A 24,657-nucleotide genomic window follows, 5' to 3' on the forward strand; every position below is an offset into this window, starting at 1 on the left:
TGTTTCGGCCCCGACCGCTATTTGACATGCCCTCCCCTAGCCCCTCCCGCAAAGCGGGAGGGGGACTAAAGCCCCGCTTCCATCTCCTTGAGCAACCCCCGCCAAAACTCGCCCAACCTTCGCTGGAACAGCATCAGTTCGAAACCGTGCCGCGCGACATGTTTCTGCGGGATGTTGTCCCAGCCGCGATGCTCGACCGTCACACGCGTCTCGTCGCCAACCGCCTCGAAGCGCACATCGACCTCGGTCGCCTGGTCGTCCCGGAAGCTGGGCAATCGCCAGCCGAATGCCAGCCGCTCGCCGGGCAGCCAGTGATGCACCGCGCCAATCTCCCACTCTTTGCCGTCGTCGAAGCGCGTCACGAGCCGCCCGTCCGGCCCCGTGGGGTCGAAGCGCAAAGCGCCGTCGCCGCGCCGCGACAGCTGGAACAGGGGATGGCTCTTCCACCATAGCCCGATATCGCGCGTGAAGGCGGTAAAGGCGACGTCGGGCGTCACACCGATACGCAAGGCGACGATCACCGCAGCGGTCATGCGCCGCCCTCGACATGGCGTTTGAATGCCGCGAGCTGGTGCGACCACAGCGCCTCGGTCTCGACCAGCCATTGTTTGAGCTCGGCGGTCGCACCGTCCTTGAGCGAATAGATGCGCACGCGCGCGTCGAATGCCGGATGGCCGTCCTCGACCAGCCCGCCTTCCTTCAGCGCGCGCAAATGGCGGCTCATCGCGGGCGGCGCGAGGCCGAGTTCGGCCGCGAGTTCGCCCGCACTGCGCGGGCGCTCGCCCAGCAGTTCGATCGCGCGCCGCCGTTTCGGATCGGCGAGCGCGCCCAGCATCCGGTCGAGCGCGGCGCTCAATCGTCGAGCCGCGTCTTAGTCGTGAACCCGCCCTCGGCGTCCCATTGTTCGGCGGTTTTCGCCTCGACCGTCACGCCAAAGGTCCAGATATGCCCCTCGGGGTCCTTCGCGCGGTAGCTGCGGTCGCCGTAGAACTGCGTCTCGGGCTCGGCGATGATGTCGGCCCCCGCGGCGCGCGCCTTTTCGCAATGCGCGTCGATATCCTCGCCCACTGCCAACTGGATATGCACCGACTGCGTGTTCTTGCCGCCAATCGATTTGGGGCTCTTGTGATCGTCGGACCATTCGCTGCCGACCATCAACGTCGATGTGCCAAAGCCCATTTCCGAATGGGCGAGATTGCCGTCGCCGTCCAGCAGCACGAAAAGCGGTTCGAAACCGAACGCCTCTTCCAGCCAGCGGAACGCCGCTTTTGGGTCCTGATAGCTGACGGCGCTGGAAAGGCCCTTGCCGCGCGGATGATCGACCATGTCTCTTCTCCCGAGTCGCTAGTTAATTACCATTTCATAGAATATTTCTAGAAAAATGAAAATACATCCTTCGCGCATTGATTATGCTAGGCGAAGCGCCATGACCGACGATCTGCGCAATCATATCGAAGAGGCGATGAAGCTCGCTGCGGCGCATCTCGGCCAGGGCCGCGTCGCCGACTATATTCCGGCACTCGCCAAGGTCGATCCGAACAAGCTCGGCTTCGCGCTCGCGCTCCCCGACGGCACCGTCCACACCTCGGGCGACGCCGACGAGCCCTTCTCGATCCAGTCGGTGTCAAAGGTCTTTACGCTCGCGCTCGCGCTGCGCCGTGTCGGCAGTTCGCTGTGGGACAGCGTCGGGCGCGAGCCTTCGGGATCGGCGTTCAACTCGATCGTCCAGCTCGAAAGCGAGCATGGCATCCCGCGCAATCCGCTGATCAACGCGGGCGCGATCGCGACGACCGACCGGCTGATCGACGGGCGCAGCGGCGACGCGGTCGCCGACGAGATCGTCGATTTCATGCGCGCGCGGGCAAACGACGAAGACGTCGGGATCGATTTCGACGTCGCTTTCTCCGAATCCGAAACGGGCGCGCGCAACCGCAGCCTGTCGCATTTCATGGACGCGTTCGGAAATCTGAAGCACCCGGTGGAAACGGTGGTCGGCGTCTATTTCCGTCAGTGCGCGATCGCCATGTCGTGCCGCCAGCTCGCGCGCGCCGGGCTGTTCCTCGCAATGGAGGGCCGCGATCCGCGCACCGGCGAGCAACTGATCGAGCCGCACCGCGCGCGGCGCATCAACGCGATCATGATGCTCTGCGGCCATTACGACAATAGCGGCGAATTCGCCTTTCGCGTCGGTCTGCCGGGCAAGAGCGGGGTCGGCGGCGGCATCCTCTGCATCGCGCCGGGGCAGGGATCGATCGCGGTCTGGTCGCCCGCGCTCAACGAGGCGGGGACGTCACTCGCGGGCGCGGTTGCGCTCGAACATTTTGCTTATGCGGCGGGGTGGTCGGTGTTCGATTAGCGGGGAGCGGGAGCTGGGGGGTGGTGAGCGGACGTTTGCTATCCCAACTTCGTCATCCCGGACTTGATCCGGGATCCACGACGACGGCGCGGCTATGGATCCCGGATCAAGTCCGGGATGACGATGAGAAGAAGGTCCACAATCGGTCGGTAGGAGCCGGTTGCCAGCATGGCTTAATCGTCGTTGAGAAGTGCCAGCTTCACGCGCGCGGTGCCGCTGCGTTGCATGCCGATTTCGCGTGCCGCGGCGTGGCTGACGTCGATCACGCGGCCGCGCGAAAAGGGGCCGCGGTCGTTGATGCGTACCACGACGCTGTCGCCGTTCGAGGTGTTGGTGACGCGCACCATGCTGCCGAAGGGAAGCGAGCGATGCGCTGCGGTGAGCTGGCCGGGGTCGAAGCGTTCACCGCTCGCGGTGCGGTTTCCGGCAAGCTCGTTGCCGTAATAGCTCGCCACGCCGCCACCGATTTCGGTTTCTGTCTCGTCGACAATGTCGGCGATCGGATTGTCGGTGACTTCGACTTCTTGCGCCGCGGCCGAGACCGTGAGCAGAAGCGGCATCATCATGGCAGAAAAGACCCGCATGACATCATCCCCTTGTCAGAGGAGGCGCCAAAAGCAGCGGCGGCCTGCCAAGGCAAGCCGCCGCGCGTTGGATTGAAGTGATTTTGCGTCCGGATGTGCGATTTGTTCGGTTTTAACCGAATAATAACTGAACTTAGACGTCCAGATTCGCCACCGACAGTGCGTTCGTCTGAATGAAATCGCGCCGCGGTTCGACCTCGTCGCCCATCAATCGTTCGAAGATTTCGTGCGCGACATCGGCTTGTTCGGCCTCGACGCGGAGCAGCGAACGGTTCGACGGGTCGAGCGTCGTTTCCCAGAGCTGCTCGGCATTCATCTCGCCCAACCCCTTGTAGCGGCTGATCGCCAGACCCTTGCGGCTGTGCGCGAAAATCGCCTCGAGCAGTTCGGACGGCCGCGTGATCGGCGTGACCTTGCCGGCGGTCGCGGCGGGCAGGTCGCTGTCGCTCGCTTCGGCATCGTCTTCGGCCGCCTCGGCGGCCGCCAGCGCGGCGGCGTCGGCGGCCATTGCCGCGGCGCTGCTGCCCTTCACCAAACGGCCCGGATGCGCGTAGGTGTCGGCCTGTTCGCCCGCGAGCTTGTGCAGGCGGCGCGCCTCCTGACTCGCGAGGAAAGCGGCGTCGACCGCATGATGGTCGCTGACCCCGCGCCAGCGCTTTTCGAGCGTATAACCGCCGCCCGCCGCGACGATCGTCCATTTCGCTTCGGCGCCCCCGGTCAGCGCGCGTTCGGCGGCATTGAGCCATTCGGCCGCGCGCACGCCCGCCGCGGTGCGGCCAGCGCTGTCGAGCTCGGGATCGAGCGCGCCGTTCAGTGCCAGGGCTTCGATGAGCTCGTAGTTGTGGCCGCGCGGGACATAACGCATCAGCGCGCGCAGACGCCGGCCATGCTCGATCAGATCGCGGAGGTCGGCGCCCGACCGCGCACCGCCGGTGGTCTCTAACATCAGAGCATCGATACCGCCGTCGACAAGGTAATTTTCGAGCGCGGTATCATCCTTCAGATACACTTCGCTGCGCCCCTTCGCGACTTTATAGAGCGGCGGCTGGGCGATGTAGAGATGGCCGCCCTCGATGATCTCGGGCATCTGGCGATAGAAGAAAGTGAGCAGCAAGGTGCGGATATGCGCGCCGTCGACGTCGGCGTCGGTCATGATGACGATCTTGTGATAGCGCAGTTTCTCGAGGTTGAACTCGTCGCGGATCCCGGTGCCGAGCGCCTGGATCAACGTCCCGACTTCCTTCGACGAGATGATGCGGTCGAAACGCGCGCGCTCGACGTTCAAAATCTTGCCCTTGAGCGGCAGGATTGCCTGAACCTTGCGGTCACGACCCTGCTTCGCCGATCCGCCTGCCGAGTCACCCTCGACGAGGAAGAGTTCGCATTTGGTGGGGTCGCGTTCCTGGCAGTCGGCGAGCTTGCCGGGGAGCGAGGCGATGTCCATTGCGCCCTTGCGCCGCGTCAGTTCGCGCGCCTTTTTCGCGGCTTCGCGCGCGGCGGCGGCATCGATGACCTTCTGGATGACCGCCTTGGCGTAAGCGGGATTTTCCTCGAGCCATTCGGTCATCCGGTCGGCCATCAGGCTTTCGAGCGGCTGGCGCACCTCCGACGAGACGAGCTTGTCCTTGGTTTGCGAGCTGAACTTCGGATCGGGCAGCTTGACCGAGACGATTGCGGTGAGCCCTTCGCGCATATCCTCGCCGGTCAGCGAGACTTTTTCCTTCTTCAGGATGCCCGACTTGTCGCCATAGCCGTTGAGCGTGCGCGTCAGCGCGGCGCGGAACGCCGCGAGGTGCGTGCCGCCGTCGCGCTGCGGGATATTGTTCGTGAAGCAGAGGACATTTTCATAATAGCTGTCGTTCCACTCGAGCGCGACGTCGATGCCGATGCCGTCGCGCTCGCTGCTGATCGCGATCGGGTCGGGGAGCAGCGCGGTCTTGTTGCGGTCGAGATAGCGCACGAACGCGCCGATGCCGCCTTCGTAGAACAGATCATGGCTGACATGCTCGGCATGGCGTGCGTCGACGAGCTTGATGCGGACGCCCGAGTTGAGGAAGGCGAGTTCGCGATAGCGATGCTCAAGCTTCTCGAAATCGAATTCGAGAACATTCTTGAACGTCTCGGTCGACGCCTGAAAGGTGACGCGCGTGCCCTTCTTGCCCGCGGGGGCAGGGCCGTTGACCTTGAGCGGGCCGACCGAATCGCCATGTTCGAAGCGCATCCAATGCTCTTCGCCGTCGCGCCAGATCGTGAGTTCGAGCCATTCGCTGAGGGCGTTGACGACGCTGACGCCGACGCCATGCAGTCCGCCCGACACCTTGTACGCATTGTCGTCGCTCGTGTTCTCGAACTTCCCGCCGGCGTGGAGCTGGGTCATGATGACCTCGGCCGCCGAAATGCCTTCCTCGGCGTGGATACCCGTCGGGATGCCGCGGCCATTATCCTCGACGCTGACCGATCCGTCGCTGTTGAGCGTGATCAGCACAAGGTCGCAATGCCCCGCGAGCGCCTCGTCGATCGCATTGTCCGAAACCTCGAACACCATGTGATGCAGGCCCGACCCGTCGTCGGTGTCGCCGATATACATGCCCGGGCGTTTGCGCACCGCGTCGAGGCCCTTGAGAACCTTGATCGAATCGGCGCCATAGGCGTTTGTGTTGGGCTGGTTGGCGGGCGCGACCGGCGCCGTATTTTCTGGGGTGTCCGTCATAGCGATTATATAGGGTCGAAGGCAGCAAAACCCAAGCGAAAATGCGGCTCTCGGTCGTGTCGCGACGAGCGTTGCGCGGGGGCGTCGCGGCGGCTAGTTTCAGAGGCATGAAACATCGTCTCGTCTTCCCCGCCGCCGCCCTTCTGACAGCCGCGCTCGCCGCGTGCAGCCAGCCCGCGCCACCCGCCGAAAACGCCCCCGCGGTTGCCGGCGAGCCGCTCGCCACGCGCGCGGTGATGATCGGCACCGAAGGGCCGAGCCTGCCCGCCTGTTCGAGCATCAGCCGCGTCAAGACGGGCGGCACCGACGTCTATTGGGCGCCTGCCGAAACGCGTGCGGTCAAGGCGAAGCTCGCCGGCGGCGCAAATGTGTCGCTCTGCGAAGCGGCCGAGAATGACGCCTGGTTCGGCGTCGTCTTCGCCGCCCCCGGCACCGATCCCGACATGTGCGGCGTCGGCAAGTCGGTGCCCAATGCCCGCGAATATCAGGGGCCGTGCCGCTGGGGCTGGATCAAGGGCGGCACGGTGCAGCTGGGCGGCTAAAGCCACAAAAACCCCGCATGCGCGCGTTCGATTTGTGTCTTTTGTGGCTTTAAGGCGACAAAGGATACCCATGAACGCGCCGAAACTGTCTCCTTTGTCGTGTTAAGGTCTGTGCGGGATATTGCCCGTGCGCAGGTGATGATCGACGATTCAAAGAGCCAGCGGTCAGGCTGGCACAGCCGGATAATGTAGGAAAGCGTCGTTCTCGAATAGTCCTCCCTGTGGCGCAGCCATGGGGAGGTGGCAGCGCGAAGCGCTGACGGAGGGGCTTTGGCGCTACCGTCGCGGCCCCTCCACCACTTGCTTCGCAAGCGGTCCCCCTCCCCATCGCTGCGCGACAGGGAGGATTTTTTTACCGGCAATCCTCGATCACGCGGCCGATCTCCGACTGCACGGGCAGCGTCATCGCGCCGCCGCCGGGCGTTTCGAGCGCGAAGCGGCCACGGCTGAAGGCGATGCGGTCGAGCCGCGGGTCGCGGTTGGCGAGGTTTGCGCTGCCGTTATCGAAGCGGATCCGGTCGGTCCCCGCGCTGGTGCGCAGGCTGACATCGCCCGCGAGCGCCGATGTCATCCGGATGCCGCCGCCGCTGCACGTCAGGCTGAGCAGCGGGTTCGCGCTGCCCGTCGGGACGAACGCCGCGGTGCGGCTGCCGCTATCGTAACGCCATGCGCCGGCGTTGACCGCGCGGTCTTCCCAGCCTGCCGTGGGGGTCGGCAGCGGAGCCGGAGTTGGCGCGGGTGCGACGGGCTGCGGGGGCGGCGGTGCGACGGGTTTCGGGATCGCGGTGCAACCCGCGACAACGAGCATCAGCGCGCCCAGGGCGCCATAGCGAAAACCCGGCTGCTTGCTGATCATCTTTAAAATCCTTGCCAATCAATCACTTCGTCGATCGATGCGCGCGGCACCGGCCACTGGTTCACCGCCGCTTCGGTATCGGCATAGCCGATCGCGAGCCCGGTGAACAAAATCTGCCCGTCGTCCAGCGCCAGCGTGCGGCGGATCGTTGCGCCGTACATTGCCCAGCATTCCTGCGGGCAACTGGCAAGGCCATGTTCGACGAGCAGCAGCATCACCGATTGCAGCCACATGCCCATGTCCGACCATTGCGGCGGGCCCATGATGCGCGAACAGTGGAGGAAAAGCATCACCGGTGCGCCGAAACCCCGGTAATTGTCCATGAACTGAGCGATACGCCCGCGCTTGTCCTCGCGCGGGATGCCGAGCGAGGCGTAGAGCGCTTCACCGACGCCGAAGCGGCGCGCTTCCCACGGTTCGGTCAGCCCCTTCGGATAGATATCATATTCGGGCTCATAGCCCTCGCGCCCCATCGCGGTTCGCGCGGCGACCGCATCCTTCACCGCCTGCCACGGCGCGCCGGTCACCAATGTTGCCTGCCACGGCTGGAGGTTGCCGCCCGAGGGTGCACGCTGCGCGGCGGCGAAGATGTCCTTGAGCAAAGCCTGATCGACCGCCCGATCGGTAAAGGCGCGCACCGAACGGCGCGCGTGGAGCGCATGGGTCACGCCATTCTCAGTTGCGGGGGTGTCAGTCGCTGGCATATTTATCCTCTCGCCGCTTGCCGAACAGCAATTTGCGTTCGAGCCGGGCTTTCAGCTGGCGGTAGTAGGAAAGCAGGAAGACGTCATCCTCTTCGGCGATCGCGCGCCCGATCTTAGCGCGGATCGCGTCGGCGACCTCGCGCATCGCGCGCGGATCGCGGCCGCGCAGCACGCGCTCGAGTTCCTGAAGCTCGAAAATGCCATAGACGGCGAGTTCGGCCTCGCTGAAGACCATCGCATCGCCCGCGGCCTCGACCCCGATATCGGCGTCGAGCTTCACGCGCTGCGCCATCACCACCCAGGTTCCCGCGATCAGATCGCCCATCCGCATCCGGTCGCGGTTGAACAGCAGGAACAGGCTGAGCGTCAGCGACCAGAGCACGCCCGCGAGGATGAGCCAGCCCGACACCGCATCCTCGGCGACGCCGACCCCCAGCATCATCAGCGGCAAAAAGATTTCGAGCTCGCGGATCAAATTGCGCGCGACGACCGCATCGGCGGTAAGGCGCCCGCCGTCGCGCGCGACGACGCGGATGCCCATCAGCCTTTTGCCCGGCGTCGCCGCGCGCGAACCGAGCTCGAACCCGATGAACCAGAAGGTGCGCAGCAGAAAGGCGCCGAGCATCCAGATGACCTCGGTGACATCCGACTGCGAGGCGACGCCGATCCACAGCATGGCCAGCCAGAACAGCAGGAGCGCGAGCTGGATCAGGATCAGGTCGACCAGCAGCGCCCCGAACCGCAGCCCCGAGCCGGCGATCTTCAATTCGAGGTCGACGCCTTCGGGCGTGATGAACTGACGGATTTTTTTGGCGCGCGCGGCGCGCTGCCTGGCATTGGCCTCTGCAGCGGCGCTCATGTCACATCCTCGCGCCGCGGGATGTAATAATAAGCGAGCCAGAACAGCAGCATCAGCGCGCCGATCGCATAGCGCAGCATCGTATCGGTGATCAGCTGGCGGCCGAAGCCTTCGAGCAGGCCCGCGGCGAACAGCATCAGGATGACCCCGACCATCACCTTGCCCGCGGTGCGCCCAGCGTCGGCCGCCGCCTGCAGCCGTCCGCGCGCGCCGGGAAAAACGACCGCGGTGCCGATCCTGAGGCCCGCGGCGCCCGACAGCGCGGCGGCGAACAGCTCGGTGGTGCCGTGGATGAACAGCCAGCCGCCGAAATCATAGCCCAGCCCCTTCGCCGAAAAGACCGCCATCATCGCGCCGAGCCCGATCCCCTGATAATATTCGAGCATCATCGTCGGTACGCCAAAGGCGAAACCGAGCGCAAAGGACAGGATCGACACCTGGCTGTTGTGCGTGAACAAATAGGTCGCGAAGACGTGCAGCCCGCTCTCGCCCTTGCTCGCCGCCGCCTTGCCATGGCCCAGCGTCGATTGCAGGAACTCGGCCGTCGCACGCGGGTCGCGGCCGCCCGACATCTCTTCGGGGACGAAGTTGAAATACCATTCGGGGTTGCTCGCGACGAGAGAATAGCTGGTCAGCGCGCCGAGCAGGATGATCAGCGAAATGATCAATGTTTCCTTCCACACCGAGCGCACCGCGGCGGGCCAGTCGTAGAGGAAGAAGCGGCGGAGGCGGTTCCAGCGGCTTTCGCGCACGCCATAGACGAGGAAATAGCCGCGGATCGACAGCGCCTCGAGATGATCGAGCAGCGCCTTGTCGAGGCTCGTCGCGCGCGCGATCGACAGCGACGACAAGGTGGCGCGATAGAGCAGCGGCAATTGCAAGAGCTCGTCGCTGGTCAGCGCGGCGGCGCCTTTCTTCTCGAGCTTGGCGAGCAGCAGGTCGAAGGCGATCCAGTCGGCCTCGCGCTCGGCGCGAAAGCGGCTCGTCGAAAAGCTCGGCGCGTCGATGAGCCGTGCGGGAGCGCCGGGCGGGATCACAGGCTGCCCGCCCTTTTGATGCCGAGATAGGCTTCGACCGCGCTCGCACCCATCGCGTCGGCGGGCACTTCGATGACGTCGGCGCCGAGGCGCTGGAGCCGCGCGATCACCAGCTGCCGGTCGCGCAGCATAGCCGCGGCGACGTTCGCGCGCGTGACGTCGGCGCCGCTTTCGGGACGGCGGCGCTCCTCGGCCTCGACCTCTTCGTCCTTGATCACGACGAACAGCAGGCGGTGCTTCTTCACCAGCCGGCCGGCGGCGCGGATCATCAGGTCGGCGCTCGTCGCGTCGGTGAATTCGGTGAACAATATGATCAGCGAGCGGCGGTTGAGCTGCGCCGACAAGGTCGTCAGCGCGAGGGTGAAATTGCTTTCGACATGCGCATAGTCGATCAGGCTCGCGGCGCGCTGCAACGCCGGGAAATCCTGCGTGTGCATATAGGCGGGGGTCAGCGTCTGCGGCTTTGCGGCAAAGGAAAAGAAGCTGATCCGGTCGTTGAGTTTGAGCCCGACATAGGCGAGCAGCAGCGCCGCCGACACCGCGCGGTCGACGCGCGGCATGCCGCCGACGGGCTCGGCCATCGTCCGCCCGCTGTCGATCGCGAGCACGACGCGGTTGTCGCGTTCGACGCGATATTCCTTGGCGAGCAGTTTGACGTGGCGTGCCGACGCATTCCAGTCGATCGCGCGCCGGTCCATCCCCGGCTGATATTCGGCGAGCGCCTCATATTCGGTGCCTTCGCCGCGAAAGCGTTGCTGGCGGAGGCCAAACCAGCTGTTGCGCTGGAACAGCCGGCTGCCCTCGTCGGTCACCGCGCGCAGGCTGGGAACGATTTGGATCGCGCCGTCGATGGCGAATTTGCGCTGTTTCCAGACGAGCCCGAGCGGCCCCGCCCAGCGGATCCATAGCGCCTCGACCCGTGCCTGCCCGCGCCGCGATGCCGTGAGCGTCAACGTGCGGGCGAGCGCGTCGCCCACGGCCGTACGGCGCATATCGTTCGCGAGCCGCCCGCCTTCGGCAAGCCGTTCGTCGAGTGCGAGCGCGAGTTCGGCGCGCGGCGGCACCGCTCTCCCGGTCGCGGTGAGCGACAGGTCGAACGGGTCGCCGACCCCGACCTGATGCGGAAAGCGCGCATCAAGGCTCAGGTGACGCGGATTGGCGCCCGCGATCGTGTCGAGGATCAGACATGCGACGATCACCCCGATCCAGCCGGGCGCGACGAGCCACAGCTCGGGCCGGATCAGCCCGAGCGCGAGCGCCATCGGGGCGCCCGCGAGCAGCAGATAGATCGCGCGCCGGGTGGGGTAGATCACCGCGGCACGTCCTCGCGTTCGAGCAAGGCCGCGACGACCTGCTCGACGTTGCGCCCTTCGATTTCGGCGGCGGCCGACAGGATGACGCGGTGGCGCAGGACGCCGGCGGCGAGGCGCTGGACGTCGTCGGGGATCACATAGTCGCGCCCGTCGAGCGCCGCCGCGGCGCAGGCGGCGCGCGCGAGCAAGGTCGCGGCGCGCGGGCTGGCGCCGCATTCGAGGTCGGCGCTCTCGCGCGTCGCGCGGACGATGCGGACGATATAATCGACGATCTCGTCGGCCAGCCGCACCGTGGCGATCGTGTCGATCGCGGCTTCGATCGTCTTCGCGTTCGCCACCTCGGTGACGCCGAAATCGGCGACCGCGGGGCTTTTGAAGCGCCCGCCATGGTCGGCGACGATGCGTCGTTCCTCGTCGGCGGCAGGATAATCGACCACGAGCTTGAACAGGAAGCGGTCGAGCTGCGCCTCGGGCAGCGGATAGACGCCCTGCTGTTCGATCGGGTTCTGCGTCGCGAGCACGGTAAAGCGCGGGCTCATCGCATGCGCCTCGCCATTGATCGTCACGCGCCGCTCCTGCATCGCCTCGAGCAGTGCGGCCTGCGTCTTGGGCGGGGTGCGGTTGATTTCGTCGGCGAGCAGTAGCTCGGTAAAGATCGGGCCTTTGGTGAGGGTGAAGCTCGACGTCTGGAAGTTGAACAGGTTCGACCCCAAAATGTCGCCGGGCATCAGGTCGGGGGTGAACTGGATGCGCCCGAATGCAAGGCCGGTCGCGCGCGCGAACGCCTGCGCGAGCAGCGTCTTCGCGGTTCCCGGCGGGCCTTCGAGCAGGACATGCCCGCCCGCGAGCAGCGCGATCGTCACCATGCGGGTGAGCGGTCCCTGGCCGAACACGACCTTGGCGACCTCGCCCTCGATCGCTGCGCCGAGGGCCCGAACGCTCTCGATATTAGCTGTCACGGAGTAGATCCTTCCTGATGTCGTGCAGCGCTTGCGCGCCCTCTAGAAACTCATGGGTGTTGCGCGCGAGCGGCAGGCGCCGCGCGAGGCTGGAGAAAGATTCTTTTCCCGCCTCGAGATGCTTGTCGATCCAGCGGTCGGTCGCTTCGGCGTCGAGCCCGCCGGGGGCATGCAGCCGCCGCGCGATCGCGATGCGCTGGCTCTTAACAAAGGCATCGGCGCCGTCGAGTTCGCGCCGGGCCTGCCGGATCAGGTCGGCGCTGTTCGCGATCAATGCCGCCTTCGACACCGGGATCGCACGGCGGGGATTGAGCGCCGGGCCGAACCGCATCCACGCCTGCCACAGCGCGAGCAGCCCCGCGGCGATCAGGCAGAGCGTGATACCGATGAAGGGCGGGACGAAGGCGAAACGCAGCAGCGAGCGCTGGCCGCCGAATCCGTTCAGCGTCAGGTCGAACGCCAGCGCGTCGGTGTCGGCATCCTCGGCAACGGCGTCGATCAGCATGGCGGCGCCAAGCGCGCCGTCGCGCGACGCAAAGGCGAAATTGTCGACAAGGTCGGGGTCGGCGAGGATATAGAGATCGCCCTCGCTGACCCGGGCAAGCACCGCGCCGCCGCTCGGCCCCGCGATCAGCGTTTCTAGAACCTGGCCTTCGACCGTTTGTACATTGGCCGGCAGGTGCGCCGTGAAACTGCGCCCGGCAATATGGGCCGGCACCGCCTGCGCCTTGCTCGGCCGCGCCTCGATACGCACGCTGCCGAAACGACCGGCGGGAAACATCTTGGCCGGCGGTTTGACAGGAAAACCCAGGCTGACCCAGCCCGGTTTCGGCGTATGGCCCGGGATCGCGGCGGTCTGCCATTTGGGCAGCACGACGATCGCGCGGGCGCCCCCCTGCATGTCGAGCAATTCGGCCAGTTCCTCGACACGGGTGCGGTGCGTCGGGGTCAGGATCAGCAGCGGCTGGTTCTCGCCATAGCGCGAGGCGGCGACGCGGCGGCGAAGCTCGACATCGGCACCGGCGCGTTCGAGCAGGTCGACGATGCCGGCATAGCCGGGCGCCGCCTTGGACAAGGCGTGGCCGCCGCCGTCTTTGCCGCTGCTGATTTGCGGACCGAGCGCTATCAACGCCCAAAGTGCGATGAAGGCGACGATGCCGATCGCCACCACCCCCGCGATCAGGCGCGGATTAAAGCCATGATCGCCCGCGACGGCGTCGGTCATGCCCGCGCCCAATTCTTTGGCACCGTCAGTTCGGCATAAGCATTGCGGCACCGCTCCCAAGCCGTCGCGTCGATGGCGCGTCCCCCGAACAGGCTGATCTCGACCGCGCGCGCGATGCGGCTGAACGCGCCCCGTGCGACCGCGGGCAGGTCGTGCGCTTCGGCGAGGTCGCGCGAAGTCATCGCGGGTTTGACGAGCCCGGGGCGGCGGCCCTCGATATCCTCGACGCTGCGATAGAGCAGAAGGTGCACCGCTTCGGCATAACGCCCCTCGGCGGCGAGCGCGTCGGCTTCGGCGAGGAGCGCGCGCGCCGCGCCGGCTTCGGCCAGCCCGGCGGCGTCCTCGGCGTCGTCACCGCCGGCCTTGCGGCGGAACGGCAGATTGTCGACCCAGCGCGCGAAGGCGGGGACGAAATGATAGAGGAGGAAGAGCAGTACCAGCGCCACCGCGATCCACATCAGCGGCTTGGCGGCGGGGGCGCTCCAGTTAAAAAAGCTGCCGATCGCGTCGAGCAGCGACTTCAGCCACTCGGGCGTCGGTGGCGGGGGCGGCGGTGGGGGTGGAAAGGCGGTCTGGATCTCGCCGCCTGCGATCGTCTGGCTATAGCCCGGATCGACGAGTTCGGGGTCGATCAGCCATCCTCCGCCCGCATCGGCGCTCGATGGTTCGGACGCGGCCGACGCCTGGGCGATCCACATCGACATCATGTTGAAATTATTGTCCCGCCCCGGTCGATCATCGCGGTAAGTGGTAGCGCGAGCCTCGTCGGGAAGGCAAGACATGCTTGCGTGCGAAACTACCCCGTTCTAGCGCGCGACAATATCAGACGGAGGACCAAGGTGGACGCAGCGCAGGCGGTGCATGAAAAATTCCTGGCGGCGCTGGCCGAAGGACGATTGCCCGATCGCGCCGACGCGCCCGATCCCGCGGTGGTCGGCCTGTCGCGCGCCGAGGCGACCGATATCTTCCTGTCGCAGCTGACCAGCCGCCAGATGGACCGCTTGTCGCGCCATTTGCAGGCGCGCGGCGAGGGCTTCTACACGATCGGATCGTCGGGGCACGAGGGCAATGCCGCGGTCGCAGCGGCGCTGCGCGTCACCGACATGGCGTTTCTCCACTATCGTTCGAACGCGTTTCAGCTCCACCGGTCGCGCCAGCTTCCCGGCGGGACGCCGACGTGGGACATGCTGCTGAGCTTCGCCGCGTCATCCGAAGACCCGATCTCGGGCGGACGCCACAAGGTGATCGGATCGAAGCCGCTCAATATCCCCCCGCAAACCTCGACGATCGCCTCGCATCTGCCGAAGGCGGTCGGCGCCGCCTTCTCGATCGGCATCGCGCGCCGCCTCGGTATGACCGGGCTGCCGCTGCCCGACGATGCCGTCGTGCTGACGAGCTTTGGCGACGCGTCGGCGAACCATTCGACCGCGCAGGGCGCGTTCAACACTGCGGGCTGGGCGGCGTTCCAGGGATCGCCGATGCCGCTCATTTTCCTCTGCGAAGACAATGGTATCGGGATTTCGACGCGTACCCCGACGGGCTGGATCGAGGCGCAGTTCCGCCACCGCGCTGGGCTGCACTATATCAAATGCGACGGCACCGATCTGGTCTCGGCCTATGCCGGGGCGGCCGAAGCCGCCGACTATGCGCGCCGATACCGTAAGCCGGTCTTCCTCCATATGGCGACGGTGCGCCTCTATGGCCACGCCGGCTCAGACGTGCAGGGCGCGTATCTGCCCAAAGCCTTGATCGAGGCCGACGAGGCGCGCGATCCGCTGCTCGCGGGCGCGGCGCTGATGGCCGAGCATGGCTGGATGTCGCCCGCCGAGATCGCCGACGCCTATGAGGATATCGGCGGCACGCTCGCGCGGCAGGCCGAGGCGGCGATCCTGCGCCCGAAGATCACGACCCCGAAGCATGTGATGGAAAGCCTGATCCCGCCGAAGCGCGAGGTCGCTCGTGTCAACACGCCGACCGACGAAGACCGCAAGGCGATGTTCGGCAGCGATGCCGGCGCGATGGACAAGCCGCAGCATATGGCGCGGCTTTTGAGCTGGGCGCTCGCCGACCTCATGCTCGCGCACAAGGAAATTATCGTCGCGGGCGAGGATGTCGGGCCGAAGGGCGGCGTCTATAACGTCACCGCGAAGCTCCACCAGCGCTTCGGGTCGGCGCGCGTCGTCAATACTTTGCTCGACGAACAGGCGATCCTCGGGCTCGCGATCGGCATGGCGCACAATGATTTCCTGCCGATGCCCGAGATCCAGTTCCTCGCCTATGTCCATAATGCCGAGGACCAGATTCGCGGCGAAGCCGCGACGCTCAGCTTCTTCTCCGACGGGCAATATACCAACCCGATGGTGCTGCGCATCGCGGGGCTCGGTTATCAGAAGGGCTTCGGCGGCCATTTCCACAACGACAACAGCCTCGCGGTTTTTCGCGACATTCCCGGCGTCATCCTCGCGGTGCCGTCGAACGGGCGCGATGCGGTGGCGATGCTGCGCGAGTGCGTGCGGCTCGCGCGCGAGGAACAGCGCGTCGTCGTCTTCGTCGAACCGATCGCGCTCTATATGACGCGCGACCTCCACGAGGAAGGCGATGGCCTGTGGACCAGCGCCTATGAAACGCCGGGCGACGGCGCGCCGATCCGCTTCGGCGATGTCGGAGTGTACGGCAAAGGCACCGACCTTGCGATCGTTACCTATGGCAATGGCTATTACCTGTCGCGTCAGGCCGAAAAGCTGCTCGCTGCCGACGGCGTCAAGGCGCGCGTGATCGACCTCCGCTGGCTTGGCCCGGTCGACGAGGAGAAGCTCGTTGCCGCGGTTGGCGATGCAAAACGCATCCTGATCGTCGACGAATGCCGCATTACCGGATCGCAGAGCGAGGCGCTGATGGCGACCTTCGTCGAGCGCACCCGGGGTAAGAAGCTCGCGCGCATCGCCGCCGACGACAGCTTCATCCCGCTCGGCCGCGCGGCCACGCTGACCCTGCCGAGCCGCGATTCCATCTATGCCGCCGCGAAGGAGCTTCTGGCATGAGCGCGCGGAAGACCGCGCTCGTCGTCGCGCCGGGTCGCGGCACCTATGGCAAGGGCGAGCTTGGCAGCATCGCGCGGCTGCATGGCGCACGCTTCGGCGCGCTGATCGCGAATTTCGATGCGCAGCGCCGCGAGCGCGGCCAGCCGACGGTGAGCGAACTCGATGGCGCCGACCGCTTCAGCGTGAGCACGCACATGCGCGGCGATGTCGCGGCGCCGCTGATCTACACCGCGACCGCGCTCGACTATCTCAGCATCGACCGCGACCGATATGATGTCGTTGCGATCGCGGGCAATTCGATGGGCTGGTACAGCGCGCTCGCGCTCGGCAGCGCGGTTTCGGTCGAGGACGGCTTTCGCATTTCGAACGCGATGGGGCTCAACAGCCAGACGCACGGGCCGGGCGGGCAAATCCTGCTGCAAGTCGTCGACGAGGATTGGCGGCCGGTGCCGGGGTTGCGCGAGACTTTGTCTGCCCTTGTCGCCGAGATCGGCGCGCGTCCCGGCCACGCGCTCGCGCTGTCGATCGACCTTGCCGGGATGCTCGTGCTCGCGGGCAATGAAGATGGTCTCGCCGCGCTGCTCGCCGAAGCGCCGCCGACGCCGGGGCGCGATCCGCTGCGGCTCGCGGGCCACGGCCCCTTCCACACCCCGCTGATGTTCGGCAGTTCGGACAAGGCGATGGCCGAACTGCCGCATTCGCTCTTCCACCGCCCCGCGCTGCCGCTGGTCGACGGGCGCGGGCAGATCTGGCGGCGCCATGCGAGCGATCCGGCGATGCTGTGGGATTATACCTTCGGCCACCAGATCCTCGCGCCCTATGATTTCGCGCTGTCGGTGCAGGTCGCGGTGAAGGAATATGCCCCCGACGCCATCATCCTGCCGGGGCCCGGCGACACGCTCGGCGGCGCGATCGCGCAATCGCTGATCGGCATCGGCTGGCAGGGAATCCGGAGCAAGGCCGATTTCGCGGCACGGCAGGCGGCCGACCCGATCCTGCTGTCGATGGGCCGCGCCGAACAGCGCGCGCTCGTCACGGGATAAGATAGGGCCGGCAGGGGAGGAACATCCCCTGCCGGCCCGTTCGCATGGCATCAGGTGGGGTTGACCCCATGCGGATGAACGGCAGCGCCAATGGGGACCAACTCAAGGGCGGTACACCGTTCATGTCCCTTATAGGCGCGCTGCGCCGCATCCGGCCGGGGCTCCTGCACAATCAAGCGCCAAAACGGAGCGGATTGCCCGGCGCGCCGCGCGCGAACTCGGCGATGAACTGGAGCCGGAGCAATTCGGCGACATTGCCGGCGCCGGCGCGGCGCATGATGTTCGCGCGGTGCACTTCGACCGTGCGCGGGCTGAGTTCCAGCTGACGCGCGATCGCCTTGTTGCCGAGCCCCGCCGCGATCGCATCCAATATGTCGCGCTCGCGCGGGGTCAGCGCCGCCAGCCGTGCCTCGGCCTCGCGGTGCCGGTCGAGCGCGCGCTGCCGCGCACGCCAGTCGGCGAGCGCCGCATCGATCGTGCGGCGGACGAGGCGCGGGTCGAGCGGCGCGGGCAGCAGATCCTGTGCCCCGCCGCGCAGGATCGCGCGCGATTCGGCGATACTGAGCTGTTCGGCAGCGACAAAGGCGACGGTTCCGGCGCGCGCCGCGACGCGGTCGAGCAGCGCGGCGCCGCCGGTCCGCCCGGGCTGGCACCAGTGAAAGAGCAGGATGCCGCACGACTCCGGACCCTCGGCTTCGATCCACGCATCGGCGCTCGCAAAGCTGCGCACGATCCGTTCGGACCCCGCCGCGAGCACGCGGAAACAGGCCGCCCGCTCGGTCGGGTCGGGCAGGATCAGATGGATATGGTCCCCGCTTTCGGTCACGATGAGCGGGATGCCGGTTAAGGCTGCGCGCGAACAGCGGCGAAGGGTCGGCGATGGCGCCATTCTGGAGCCGCCGATGGTCTGCGATTGCCCCCGCGGGTCAGTCGGCCGGATTATGCTTGGCGAGAAAGGTTTTGATCGAGGTCAGCAACGTCATTCGATCGGCCTGGCGCGTGAAATAATGGTCGGCGAGCGGGACCGACACGAACTCGACCGTCTTGCCGTGGATGATCAGCAGCGGCGCCTTGATTGTCAGGCAATACTTTCTTCAGTTAGATAAAAATCAAATGTTACCGGTTACGTAGCCTTGTTCTCCTGCGCGCGTGTCGATCTTCTGGAGATCAGGGGCCGGGGCATTTGAATATTCAGACCTCTACGCGACTTGAGCGGGAGCCTGCGCCGAAAAAAACGGGGCGCATTTGGCCCGGATAGCCGTCTTGTTTTTTGGAGAGGGAAAAAAGGGAGAGACGTGACGGCGGAACCCGCCTCCGAACTGGAGCGGTTGACCCGGAAGTTCCGGCCGCCGCTGATCGCCTTTTTTTCCCGACGCGTTGCCAGCCTCGCGGAAGCCGAAGACATGACCCAGGAGGTTTTTTTGCGGTTATCGAACGCGCAAAGGGGCGACGAAGAGACGAGTGCCGCCTATATTTTCCGGATCGCCGCCAATCTGGTGACGGATCGGGCGCGCCACGACCGTGTGCGCCGGAACTTCGCGGACGCGGTACGAAGCGACGCCAGCGCCGGCGTTGACGGCTTTGACCCCTTTCGGATCGCTTCGGCGCGCGAATCGATTTCGATCCTGTGGGCCGCGATCCAGGCGCTTCCCGAACCGACGCAGCAGATTTTCATATTGTACCGGGTAGAGAATATTCCGAAGCAGACGATCGCCGATAATTTCGGATTTCACCTCCGCACCGTCGACAAGCATATTTCGCGCGCCCTCGTTTTTCTGGCCCGCCGGATGGAGCGACGGCCATGATCGTTCCGCAGAATGACAATGATCGCGTCGCCGAGCGGGAGGAGCAGGCGGCCGCCTGGTGCCTGCTCATCGCCGACCGGGCGCTGACCGTCAGCGAACAAAGTGCCTTCGACGAATGGCTGGCGGAGGACGAGCGCCACGCCCACCATTTCGAGCAGATGGTGACGGTGTGGCAGGGAACCGATGCGATCGCCGAAATGCCCGGCTTCCTGTCGCTCCGTGCCGAGGCTTTGACCGCGATGGAAAAAGCGCGCCGCGCGGCAGAGCCCGCTCCGACGCGCCGCCGGGCGATCGCGACGATGGCCGCGCTCGCGATGGTCACGGGCATGGGCGCCTGGTATTGGAGCGAGGGGCCCGACGTCTATTCCACCGAGGTCGGCGAGCGGCGGATCGTCCGGCTCGACGACGGGTCGAGCGTCTCGCTCGATGCCGCCAGCCAGATGTCGGTGTCCTTCACCGACCATCGCCGCGCGATCATACTCGATCGCGGCCGGGCCAAGTTCGACGTCGCAAAGGACCCGCTCCGGCCGTTTACCGTGACCGCGGGGTCGCAATCGGTGGTGGCGATCGGGACGAGTTTCAGCGTCGAACTGCTGCGCGATCAGCTTCGTGTCCTGTTGTTTGAAGGACAGGTCGCCGTCGTTCCGCGCGGCGCGGTCGCAGGGCATATCAAGGCGCGGCGACCAGTCGCGCAGGCGACGACCCAGCTTTTGCCCGGGCAGGAACTGGTCGCCAGCCTTTCATCGGGCGCGACGGAAATCCTTCCCGTCGATGCGGGGCGCTCGCTGGGATGGGAAGGGGGGCAGGTCGATTTCGTCGATATGCCGCTGAGCGATGCGGTCGAGCGGGTCAATCGGTACGCGGCATCGCCGATCGTCCTTCGCGATGCGGCCGCCGGCCGTCATCTCGTCAATGGCGTATTCGATGCGGGCGACGCCGACAGTTTCGTCAAGGGCGTGACGTCGCTCTATCCGTTGGCCGCGCACGAAGAGGGCGGCAAAATCATTATCGAAACTGTAAATTTTAGTAACGACGAAGAAAAAATGGACCAAAGATAAAAATCTGGGGCGCAATCTTGTGGGTGGTTCGTCTTTATGACAGAGGGGCAGCAATATCGATCCCTCGCATAGAGGGAGAGGGTATGTCAAAACGTCGTTATTTGTTGTCGAGTCTTGCGCTCGGCGCGTTGGTTGCCGTGTCGGCACCTGCCTATGCTGAAGTGCGCCAGGTTCAGCAGTTCGATATTCCGGCCCAGGATCTGGGCGGCGCATTGCGCGCTTTTGCGCGTGCATCGGGCGCGCAGGTGATTTTCGACGGCAAGGCGGTGCGGGGCAAGCGCAGCGAAGGCTTGCGGTACCGGTCGGGCGCCGAGGAGGCGCTCCGCGAACTGCTGCGCGGGACGGGCATGACCTATCGGCGCAATGGCAAGATCTTCATCGTAAGCCCGATGCGCCGGATCGCGCAGCTTCCGGTCGAGATGGCGAGCGCCGCGCCGGTCGCGGCCGCGTCCGCCGCGCCGGGGCAGGAGATCAGCGACGGCAGCGAAATCATCGTGACGGCGCAGAAGAAAGAAGAAAAGATCATCGACGTGCCGATCGCGCTTACGGCGCTGTCGTCCGCGGCGCTCGACGACCGCAAGATCGAGGGCGGCTCCGAACTGCTTCGCGCGGTTCCGAACATGAACTTCTCGAAGGGCAATTTCAGCATGTACAACATCGCGATCCGCGGGATCGGGACGAAGGCGGTATCCGCTTCGACCGACCCTGCGGTGGCGGTGAGCTTCAACAACACGCCGCTGATCCGCAACCGCCTGTTCGAATCCGAATTTTTCGACATGCAGCGGGTCGAGGTGCTGCGCGGACCGCAGGGAACGCTCTATGGCCGCAATGCGACCGGCGGTGTGGTCAATCTGATACCGGCGCTGCCCGAGCTTCAGGATTTCGGGCTCGATGCGAAGGTGGAGGTCGGCAATTATAAGACGATGCGCGCATCGGCGATGGTCAACGTGCCATTGGGCGACACGCTGGCGGTGCGCGTCGCGGGTGCGCTGACCAGCCGCGACGGGTTCGACTATAACAGTTTTACGGAAAAGCGCGTGAACGGCCGCGAGCTGTGGTCGACGCGCGCCTCGATTGCGTGGGAGCCGGGCGACCGTTTCCGCGCCAATGCGATCTGGCAGCATTTCGACGAGGATGACAATCGGTCGCGCACCGGAAAGCAGTTATGCGCGCGCGATCCCGGGCCGGCGACGGTGGGCGGTATCCGGGTGCCCGACGGGACCCGGAACGAGACGGCCACTCGCCAGGAACTCGATTTGCGGTCGCGGCTCAGTCAGGGCTGCCTGCCCGTTTCACTCTATGACGATCAATCTTATGGCGCGCCTAATGCGGGGGGCTATGCCGCTATCGTCGCCGGCTCCACCGACTATGTCAAAATGGGCTATCGCGGCAGTGATCTTCTGCGCGGATTGGTCCGCGGCGATCCGTTCGCGGGGGTCCAACAATCGCGCAACCTGCGCGAAATCGCAACGAGCATCGATCCGGTCTTCCGCGCGAAGAATGATGTCTTCCAGCTCAACATGGAATTCGACCTCAGTGACGGGTTGAAGCTGGTGTCGCAGACCGCCTATGCGCGCGATCGCTATTATTCGTCGCAGGACTATAATCGTTTCGTCTCGGCGCCCGTGTTCGTGAACACATCGGGATTGATGGATGGGCTGCCGGGCACGCCGGACATCATCATCCCGCGACCAGGCCGGCCGCCTCTCGTCATTCCCGGGCGACCCAGTCCCAATCCGATCGACCAGTCATATGCTGCGCCGGGCGGGATATATTGCGACCCGCAGCTCGGCTGCTCGGACCGGATGCTGTCGATGGATCTCAGCCGGTCGCGCAATCGCCAATGGTCGCAGGAGTTTCGCCTGCAATCGGCGTTCGACGGACCGCTCAATTTCAGCCTTGGCGTCAACTATCTGAACTTCAAATCGCAAGACGACTATTTTGTCTTCAACAATCTCTATTCATTCATCGCCTATAACCGGTACAACCGGGCGACCGGTACGGCAGCGGGGAGCGAGTTCAAATATCGCGATTGTCCGCCCGATGTGACGGATCGGGATTGCATCTATGTCGACCCCAATCCGATATCGTCACTCGACGAAAACGGGCATAATTATTTCCGTAGCCGCAATAATGTCCAGACCAAATCCTGGGCGATCTTCGGTGAAGCCTATTGGAACGTCACCGACGAACTGAAGGTCACCGCCGGGCTGCGGTTCACGCGCGATGACAAGAGCGCGACGCTCTATCCGAGCCAGCTCCTGCTCGGGGGCGGTGCGAACGGTACCAGCGGCGGGAGCATCAGCGGCGGATATCAGGCCAGTGACCCGATCGATCAGCGTTGGTCGAAGCCGACCGGGCGACTGGTGGTCGACTGGAAACCCGACCTTGCGTTCACCGACGACACGCTAATCTATGCCTCGGCGTCGCATGGCTACAAAGGTGGCGGAGCCAACCCGGCGCGCCCCGCGATTAGCGATACGAATGTCCAGTTCGGTGACATTCCCGCGACCTTCAAGCCCGAATATGTCAATGCATTCGAGATCGGGACGAAGAACAGCTTCGACGGCGGGCGGCTGACGCTCAATGCCACCGGCTTCTTCTATGACTATACCGGTTATCAGGTTTCGCAGATCGTCGACCGCATCGCGCTCAACGAGAATTTCGATGCGACGAGCTGGGGGCTGGAGTTTGAGGCAGCCTGGCGCCCGTCACGCGCGTTTCGCGTCGATGCCAATCTCGGCTATCTGCAGACGCGGCTGAAGAAGGGCGCAAGGTCGATCGACGTGATGGACCGCACGCAGGGCAATCCCGACTGGGTTCTGCTTCGTCCCTTCCTGCAGGTCCCCTCGAACTGCATCGCGCCGCGCGCCTATGTCGAGCGGATTCTGCAAAGATCGGCGAATGACAGCGCGTCCGCCGGCGCCGCGCTCTACGGGCTGTGCGGCCAGTCCAGCGGGTTCGGCAATTTCGATCCCAGCAAGCCGGCGGGCTTTTATGCGCAGCAATATGGTTTCACTTACGACCCCTTCGCGCCCTATGACCCGACCAAGGTTGGCGCGATCGTTCCCTATGATCCGGCGAACCCCAACGCCTGGCGGAGCCAGGTCAGCGGTGCGCCCAACGGCGGACGCGGTTTCCAGGCCGATCTTGCCGGGAACGAGCTGCCCAATTCGCCGCGGATCACGGCCAATATCGGGGCGCAATATACATTCTTCTTCGGCGACTGGGACCTCACCGTCCGCGGCGATTATTATCGCCAGTCGAAGAGCTTCGCGCGTGTCTATAACACCGAATATGACCGGCTGAAGGCTTGGGACAATGTCAACGTGGCAGTGACGCTGGCGCGGCCCGATTCAGATCTGACCTTCCAATTCTATGTCAAGAATCTGTTCAACGACGCACCGGTCACCGACTTCTTCACCAACAGCGACGACTCCCTGCTCAGTACCAACGTCTTCACGCTTGATCCGCGCATCATCGGGTTCAGCGCCATGAAGCGTTTCTGATCCAGCGCAGGTTTTACTTCTCCTCCCGCGTAAGCGGAGGAGAAGTTGGGAGCGGGCATGTCTATATTGAAACTTTTACTGTTACTTCGGACGGGAAAAGATAATTTATCGGAACAATTAATATAGTTCGAATAAAATATCAATATTCATATGTAGTAGACGGTATTGCACTGTCTACTATAGAGGGGAATTGTTGCCCAATAATACTGTCAATTAGATAGTAGGTATAATACTTATAAGATTCAGTATTGACCTGATGTGAATCCATACTAAAAAGCAAAATGCATCGATTCGATTGATGCTTAAATAAAATCCAAACAGTAAACAGGAGAGATAATATGAGGAATATTATTGCCCTTTGCGCAACTGCGCTCGCGCTTGCCAGTCCGGCAGTTGCCCAGGCCGCCACTTTTTCTCCGGACGGAACCTATGTGTTCACGGGTTCGGTCGAGGTGAAGAAGAACCTGCCCGTCTGGACGACCTGCGGCCTGACGCTCACGATCAACGTGACGGGCGGCGTCGCCACGTCGTCGGCCAGCCTCTCCGGAGCTTTTCCTTGCACGGGCATCACCTTTACGGGCGGCCCTTTCGCGACCGACGGGCTTGGCTCGCCGGTCACAGTGCTGGAGATGCTTGGCGTGACAACCAATATCCCGGCGATCCCGACGATGCCCCCGATTCCTGCCGATTCCTGTTCTGGCGATCTGCTGGCTCTCTGGAATGCCGGCACGATCGAGTTTCAGGACGGCGTGTCGGACACTCCTGACGCCAGCGCGCCCGGGACGGAGCCCAACTGCAAGATCAAGGGAACCCTCACCCAGACTTCGCCCGCAACGCCGCTCGTCATCACCTGAACGACCACTCCCGGAGGCCGCCATCGACTCCTGATGGCGGCCCCAACCTGGCGGGCGCCCGTTAACGGCGCCTGCCTTTTGCGTCAGGCAGGATGTTTCGGGATTGTCCTTTGCGTCGTGATGGCAAGTTTGCGCTGCTAGGATGCGCGCGTAGCGGGCGGGCGACGGACTCGCCCGGCTGTCCCGGACTTTTCCGGACCCC

The 24,657-nt window shown here is 64.9% G+C and carries 22 protein-coding genes; 8 read left to right on the top strand and 14 right to left on the bottom strand.

What is annotated here, in order from left to right:
- Positions 1-65: 65 nt before the first annotated feature.
- Genes J2X38_RS01165 through J2X38_RS01175 form a run of 3 tightly spaced genes read right to left on the bottom strand, consistent with a single transcriptional unit; the run spans position 66 to position 1,326 of the window.
- Positions 66-533 carry an SRPBCC domain-containing protein gene (locus tag J2X38_RS01165; RefSeq protein WP_310250243.1) on the bottom strand — a complete coding sequence of 156 codons (468 nt, stop codon included), beginning with the start codon at positions 531-533 and terminating at the stop codon, positions 66-68.
- A complete protein-coding gene (locus tag J2X38_RS01170) occupies positions 530-856 on the bottom strand; it encodes a metalloregulator ArsR/SmtB family transcription factor (RefSeq protein ID WP_310250245.1) in 327 nt (108 codons plus the stop codon). Before J2X38_RS01170 ends, J2X38_RS01165 begins: the two co-directional genes overlap by 4 nt.
- Positions 853-1,326, bottom strand: a complete 474-nt coding sequence (locus J2X38_RS01175; RefSeq protein ID WP_310250248.1) for a VOC family protein — start codon at positions 1,324-1,326, stop codon at positions 853-855. Before J2X38_RS01175 ends, J2X38_RS01170 begins: the two co-directional genes overlap by 4 nt.
- Before the next feature lie 100 nt (positions 1,327-1,426).
- Between J2X38_RS01175 and J2X38_RS01180 the strand changes: the two genes are divergently transcribed.
- Positions 1,427-2,356, top strand: a complete 930-nt coding sequence (locus J2X38_RS01180) for a glutaminase (protein WP_310250251.1) — start codon at positions 1,427-1,429, stop codon at positions 2,354-2,356.
- A 173-nt stretch (positions 2,357-2,529) separates the two neighbouring features.
- Here J2X38_RS01180 and J2X38_RS01185 read toward each other — a convergent pair whose 3' ends face one another.
- Positions 2,530-2,940 carry a septal ring lytic transglycosylase RlpA family protein gene (locus tag J2X38_RS01185; RefSeq protein ID WP_058539511.1) on the bottom strand — a complete coding sequence of 137 codons (411 nt, stop codon included), beginning with the start codon at positions 2,938-2,940 and terminating at the stop codon, positions 2,530-2,532.
- 133 nt (positions 2,941-3,073) lie between these two features.
- Positions 3,074-5,650 carry a DNA topoisomerase (ATP-hydrolyzing) subunit B gene (gyrB, locus tag J2X38_RS01190; protein ID WP_310250254.1) on the bottom strand — a complete coding sequence of 859 codons (2,577 nt, stop codon included), beginning with the start codon at positions 5,648-5,650 and terminating at the stop codon, positions 3,074-3,076.
- A gap of 107 nt (positions 5,651-5,757) precedes the next feature.
- On the opposite strand from gyrB, the gene J2X38_RS01195 reads away from it, so the two are divergent.
- The gene (locus tag J2X38_RS01195) at positions 5,758-6,192 is read left to right on the top strand and encodes a hypothetical protein (protein WP_310250257.1); all 435 of its coding nucleotides are present in this window, start codon (positions 5,758-5,760) and stop codon (positions 6,190-6,192) included.
- 352 nt (positions 6,193-6,544) lie between these two features.
- On the opposite strand, the gene J2X38_RS01200 is transcribed toward J2X38_RS01195, so the two are convergent.
- Genes J2X38_RS01200 through J2X38_RS01235 form a run of 8 tightly spaced genes read right to left on the bottom strand, consistent with a single transcriptional unit; the run spans position 6,545 to position 13,852 of the window.
- Positions 6,545-7,048: a hypothetical protein gene (locus tag J2X38_RS01200; protein ID WP_310250260.1), complete on the bottom strand. Its 504-nt coding sequence runs from the start codon at positions 7,046-7,048 to the stop codon at positions 6,545-6,547.
- A 2-nt stretch (positions 7,049-7,050) separates the two neighbouring features.
- On the bottom strand, positions 7,051-7,752 hold the full coding sequence (locus J2X38_RS01205; protein WP_058539507.1) for a nitroreductase: 702 nt from the start codon (positions 7,750-7,752) through the stop codon (positions 7,051-7,053).
- Positions 7,739-8,611: an RDD family protein gene (locus J2X38_RS01210; protein ID WP_310250263.1), complete on the bottom strand. Its 873-nt coding sequence runs from the start codon at positions 8,609-8,611 to the stop codon at positions 7,739-7,741. The genes J2X38_RS01205 and J2X38_RS01210 overlap by 14 nt, the downstream gene beginning before the upstream one ends.
- The gene (locus J2X38_RS01215) at positions 8,608-9,648 is read right to left on the bottom strand and encodes a stage II sporulation protein M (RefSeq protein WP_310250266.1); all 1,041 of its coding nucleotides are present in this window, start codon (positions 9,646-9,648) and stop codon (positions 8,608-8,610) included. Before J2X38_RS01215 ends, J2X38_RS01210 begins: the two co-directional genes overlap by 4 nt.
- On the bottom strand, positions 9,645-10,961 hold the full coding sequence (locus J2X38_RS01220; RefSeq protein ID WP_310250269.1) for a DUF58 domain-containing protein: 1,317 nt from the start codon (positions 10,959-10,961) through the stop codon (positions 9,645-9,647). Before J2X38_RS01220 ends, J2X38_RS01215 begins: the two co-directional genes overlap by 4 nt.
- Positions 10,958-11,920, bottom strand: coding sequence for a MoxR family ATPase (locus tag J2X38_RS01225; RefSeq protein ID WP_310250274.1), 963 nt, complete (start codon positions 11,918-11,920; stop codon positions 10,958-10,960). The genes J2X38_RS01220 and J2X38_RS01225 overlap by 4 nt, the downstream gene beginning before the upstream one ends.
- On the bottom strand, positions 11,910-13,145 hold the full coding sequence (locus J2X38_RS01230; protein ID WP_310250278.1) for a DUF4350 domain-containing protein: 1,236 nt from the start codon (positions 13,143-13,145) through the stop codon (positions 11,910-11,912). Before J2X38_RS01230 ends, J2X38_RS01225 begins: the two co-directional genes overlap by 11 nt.
- The gene (locus tag J2X38_RS01235) at positions 13,142-13,852 is read right to left on the bottom strand and encodes a DUF4129 domain-containing protein (RefSeq protein ID WP_310250281.1); all 711 of its coding nucleotides are present in this window, start codon (positions 13,850-13,852) and stop codon (positions 13,142-13,144) included. Before J2X38_RS01235 ends, J2X38_RS01230 begins: the two co-directional genes overlap by 4 nt.
- 132 nt (positions 13,853-13,984) lie before the next feature.
- On the opposite strand from J2X38_RS01235, the gene J2X38_RS01240 reads away from it, so the two are divergent.
- Positions 13,985-16,186 (top strand): thiamine pyrophosphate-dependent enzyme, encoded by a 2,202-nt coding sequence (locus J2X38_RS01240; RefSeq protein WP_310250284.1) that lies wholly within the window; start codon positions 13,985-13,987, stop codon positions 16,184-16,186.
- Positions 16,183-17,229, top strand: a complete 1,047-nt coding sequence (locus J2X38_RS01245; RefSeq protein ID WP_310250287.1) for an ACP S-malonyltransferase — start codon at positions 16,183-16,185, stop codon at positions 17,227-17,229. Before J2X38_RS01240 ends, J2X38_RS01245 begins: the two co-directional genes overlap by 4 nt.
- 172 nt (positions 17,230-17,401) lie before the next feature.
- Here the strand turns inward: J2X38_RS01245 and J2X38_RS01250 are convergent, their stop codons facing one another.
- On the bottom strand, positions 17,402-18,055 hold the full coding sequence (locus tag J2X38_RS01250) for a LuxR C-terminal-related transcriptional regulator (protein WP_310250291.1): 654 nt from the start codon (positions 18,053-18,055) through the stop codon (positions 17,402-17,404).
- Positions 18,056-18,437: 382 nt separating this feature from the next.
- Here J2X38_RS01250 and J2X38_RS01255 point away from each other — a divergent pair, with 382 nt between their 5' ends.
- The 4 genes from J2X38_RS01255 (at position 18,438) to J2X38_RS01270 (ending at position 24,455) form a co-directional block, all read left to right on the top strand.
- Positions 18,438-19,034, top strand: a complete 597-nt coding sequence (locus J2X38_RS01255; RefSeq protein WP_310250294.1) for a sigma-70 family RNA polymerase sigma factor — start codon at positions 18,438-18,440, stop codon at positions 19,032-19,034.
- On the top strand, positions 19,031-20,092 hold the full coding sequence (locus tag J2X38_RS01260) for a FecR domain-containing protein (RefSeq protein WP_310250299.1): 1,062 nt from the start codon (positions 19,031-19,033) through the stop codon (positions 20,090-20,092). The genes J2X38_RS01255 and J2X38_RS01260 overlap by 4 nt, the downstream gene beginning before the upstream one ends.
- 83 nt (positions 20,093-20,175) lie before the next feature.
- Positions 20,176-23,601, top strand: a complete 3,426-nt coding sequence (locus J2X38_RS01265) for a TonB-dependent receptor domain-containing protein (RefSeq protein WP_082639706.1) — start codon at positions 20,176-20,178, stop codon at positions 23,599-23,601.
- A gap of 338 nt (positions 23,602-23,939) precedes the next feature.
- Positions 23,940-24,455 (top strand): hypothetical protein, encoded by a 516-nt coding sequence (locus tag J2X38_RS01270; protein ID WP_156419776.1) that lies wholly within the window; start codon positions 23,940-23,942, stop codon positions 24,453-24,455.
- Positions 24,456-24,657: the final 202 nt, after the last annotated feature.

It is taken from the genome of Sphingopyxis sp. BE235 (assembly GCF_031457175.1).
Classification (GTDB): Bacteria; Pseudomonadota; Alphaproteobacteria; order Sphingomonadales; family Sphingomonadaceae; genus Sphingopyxis.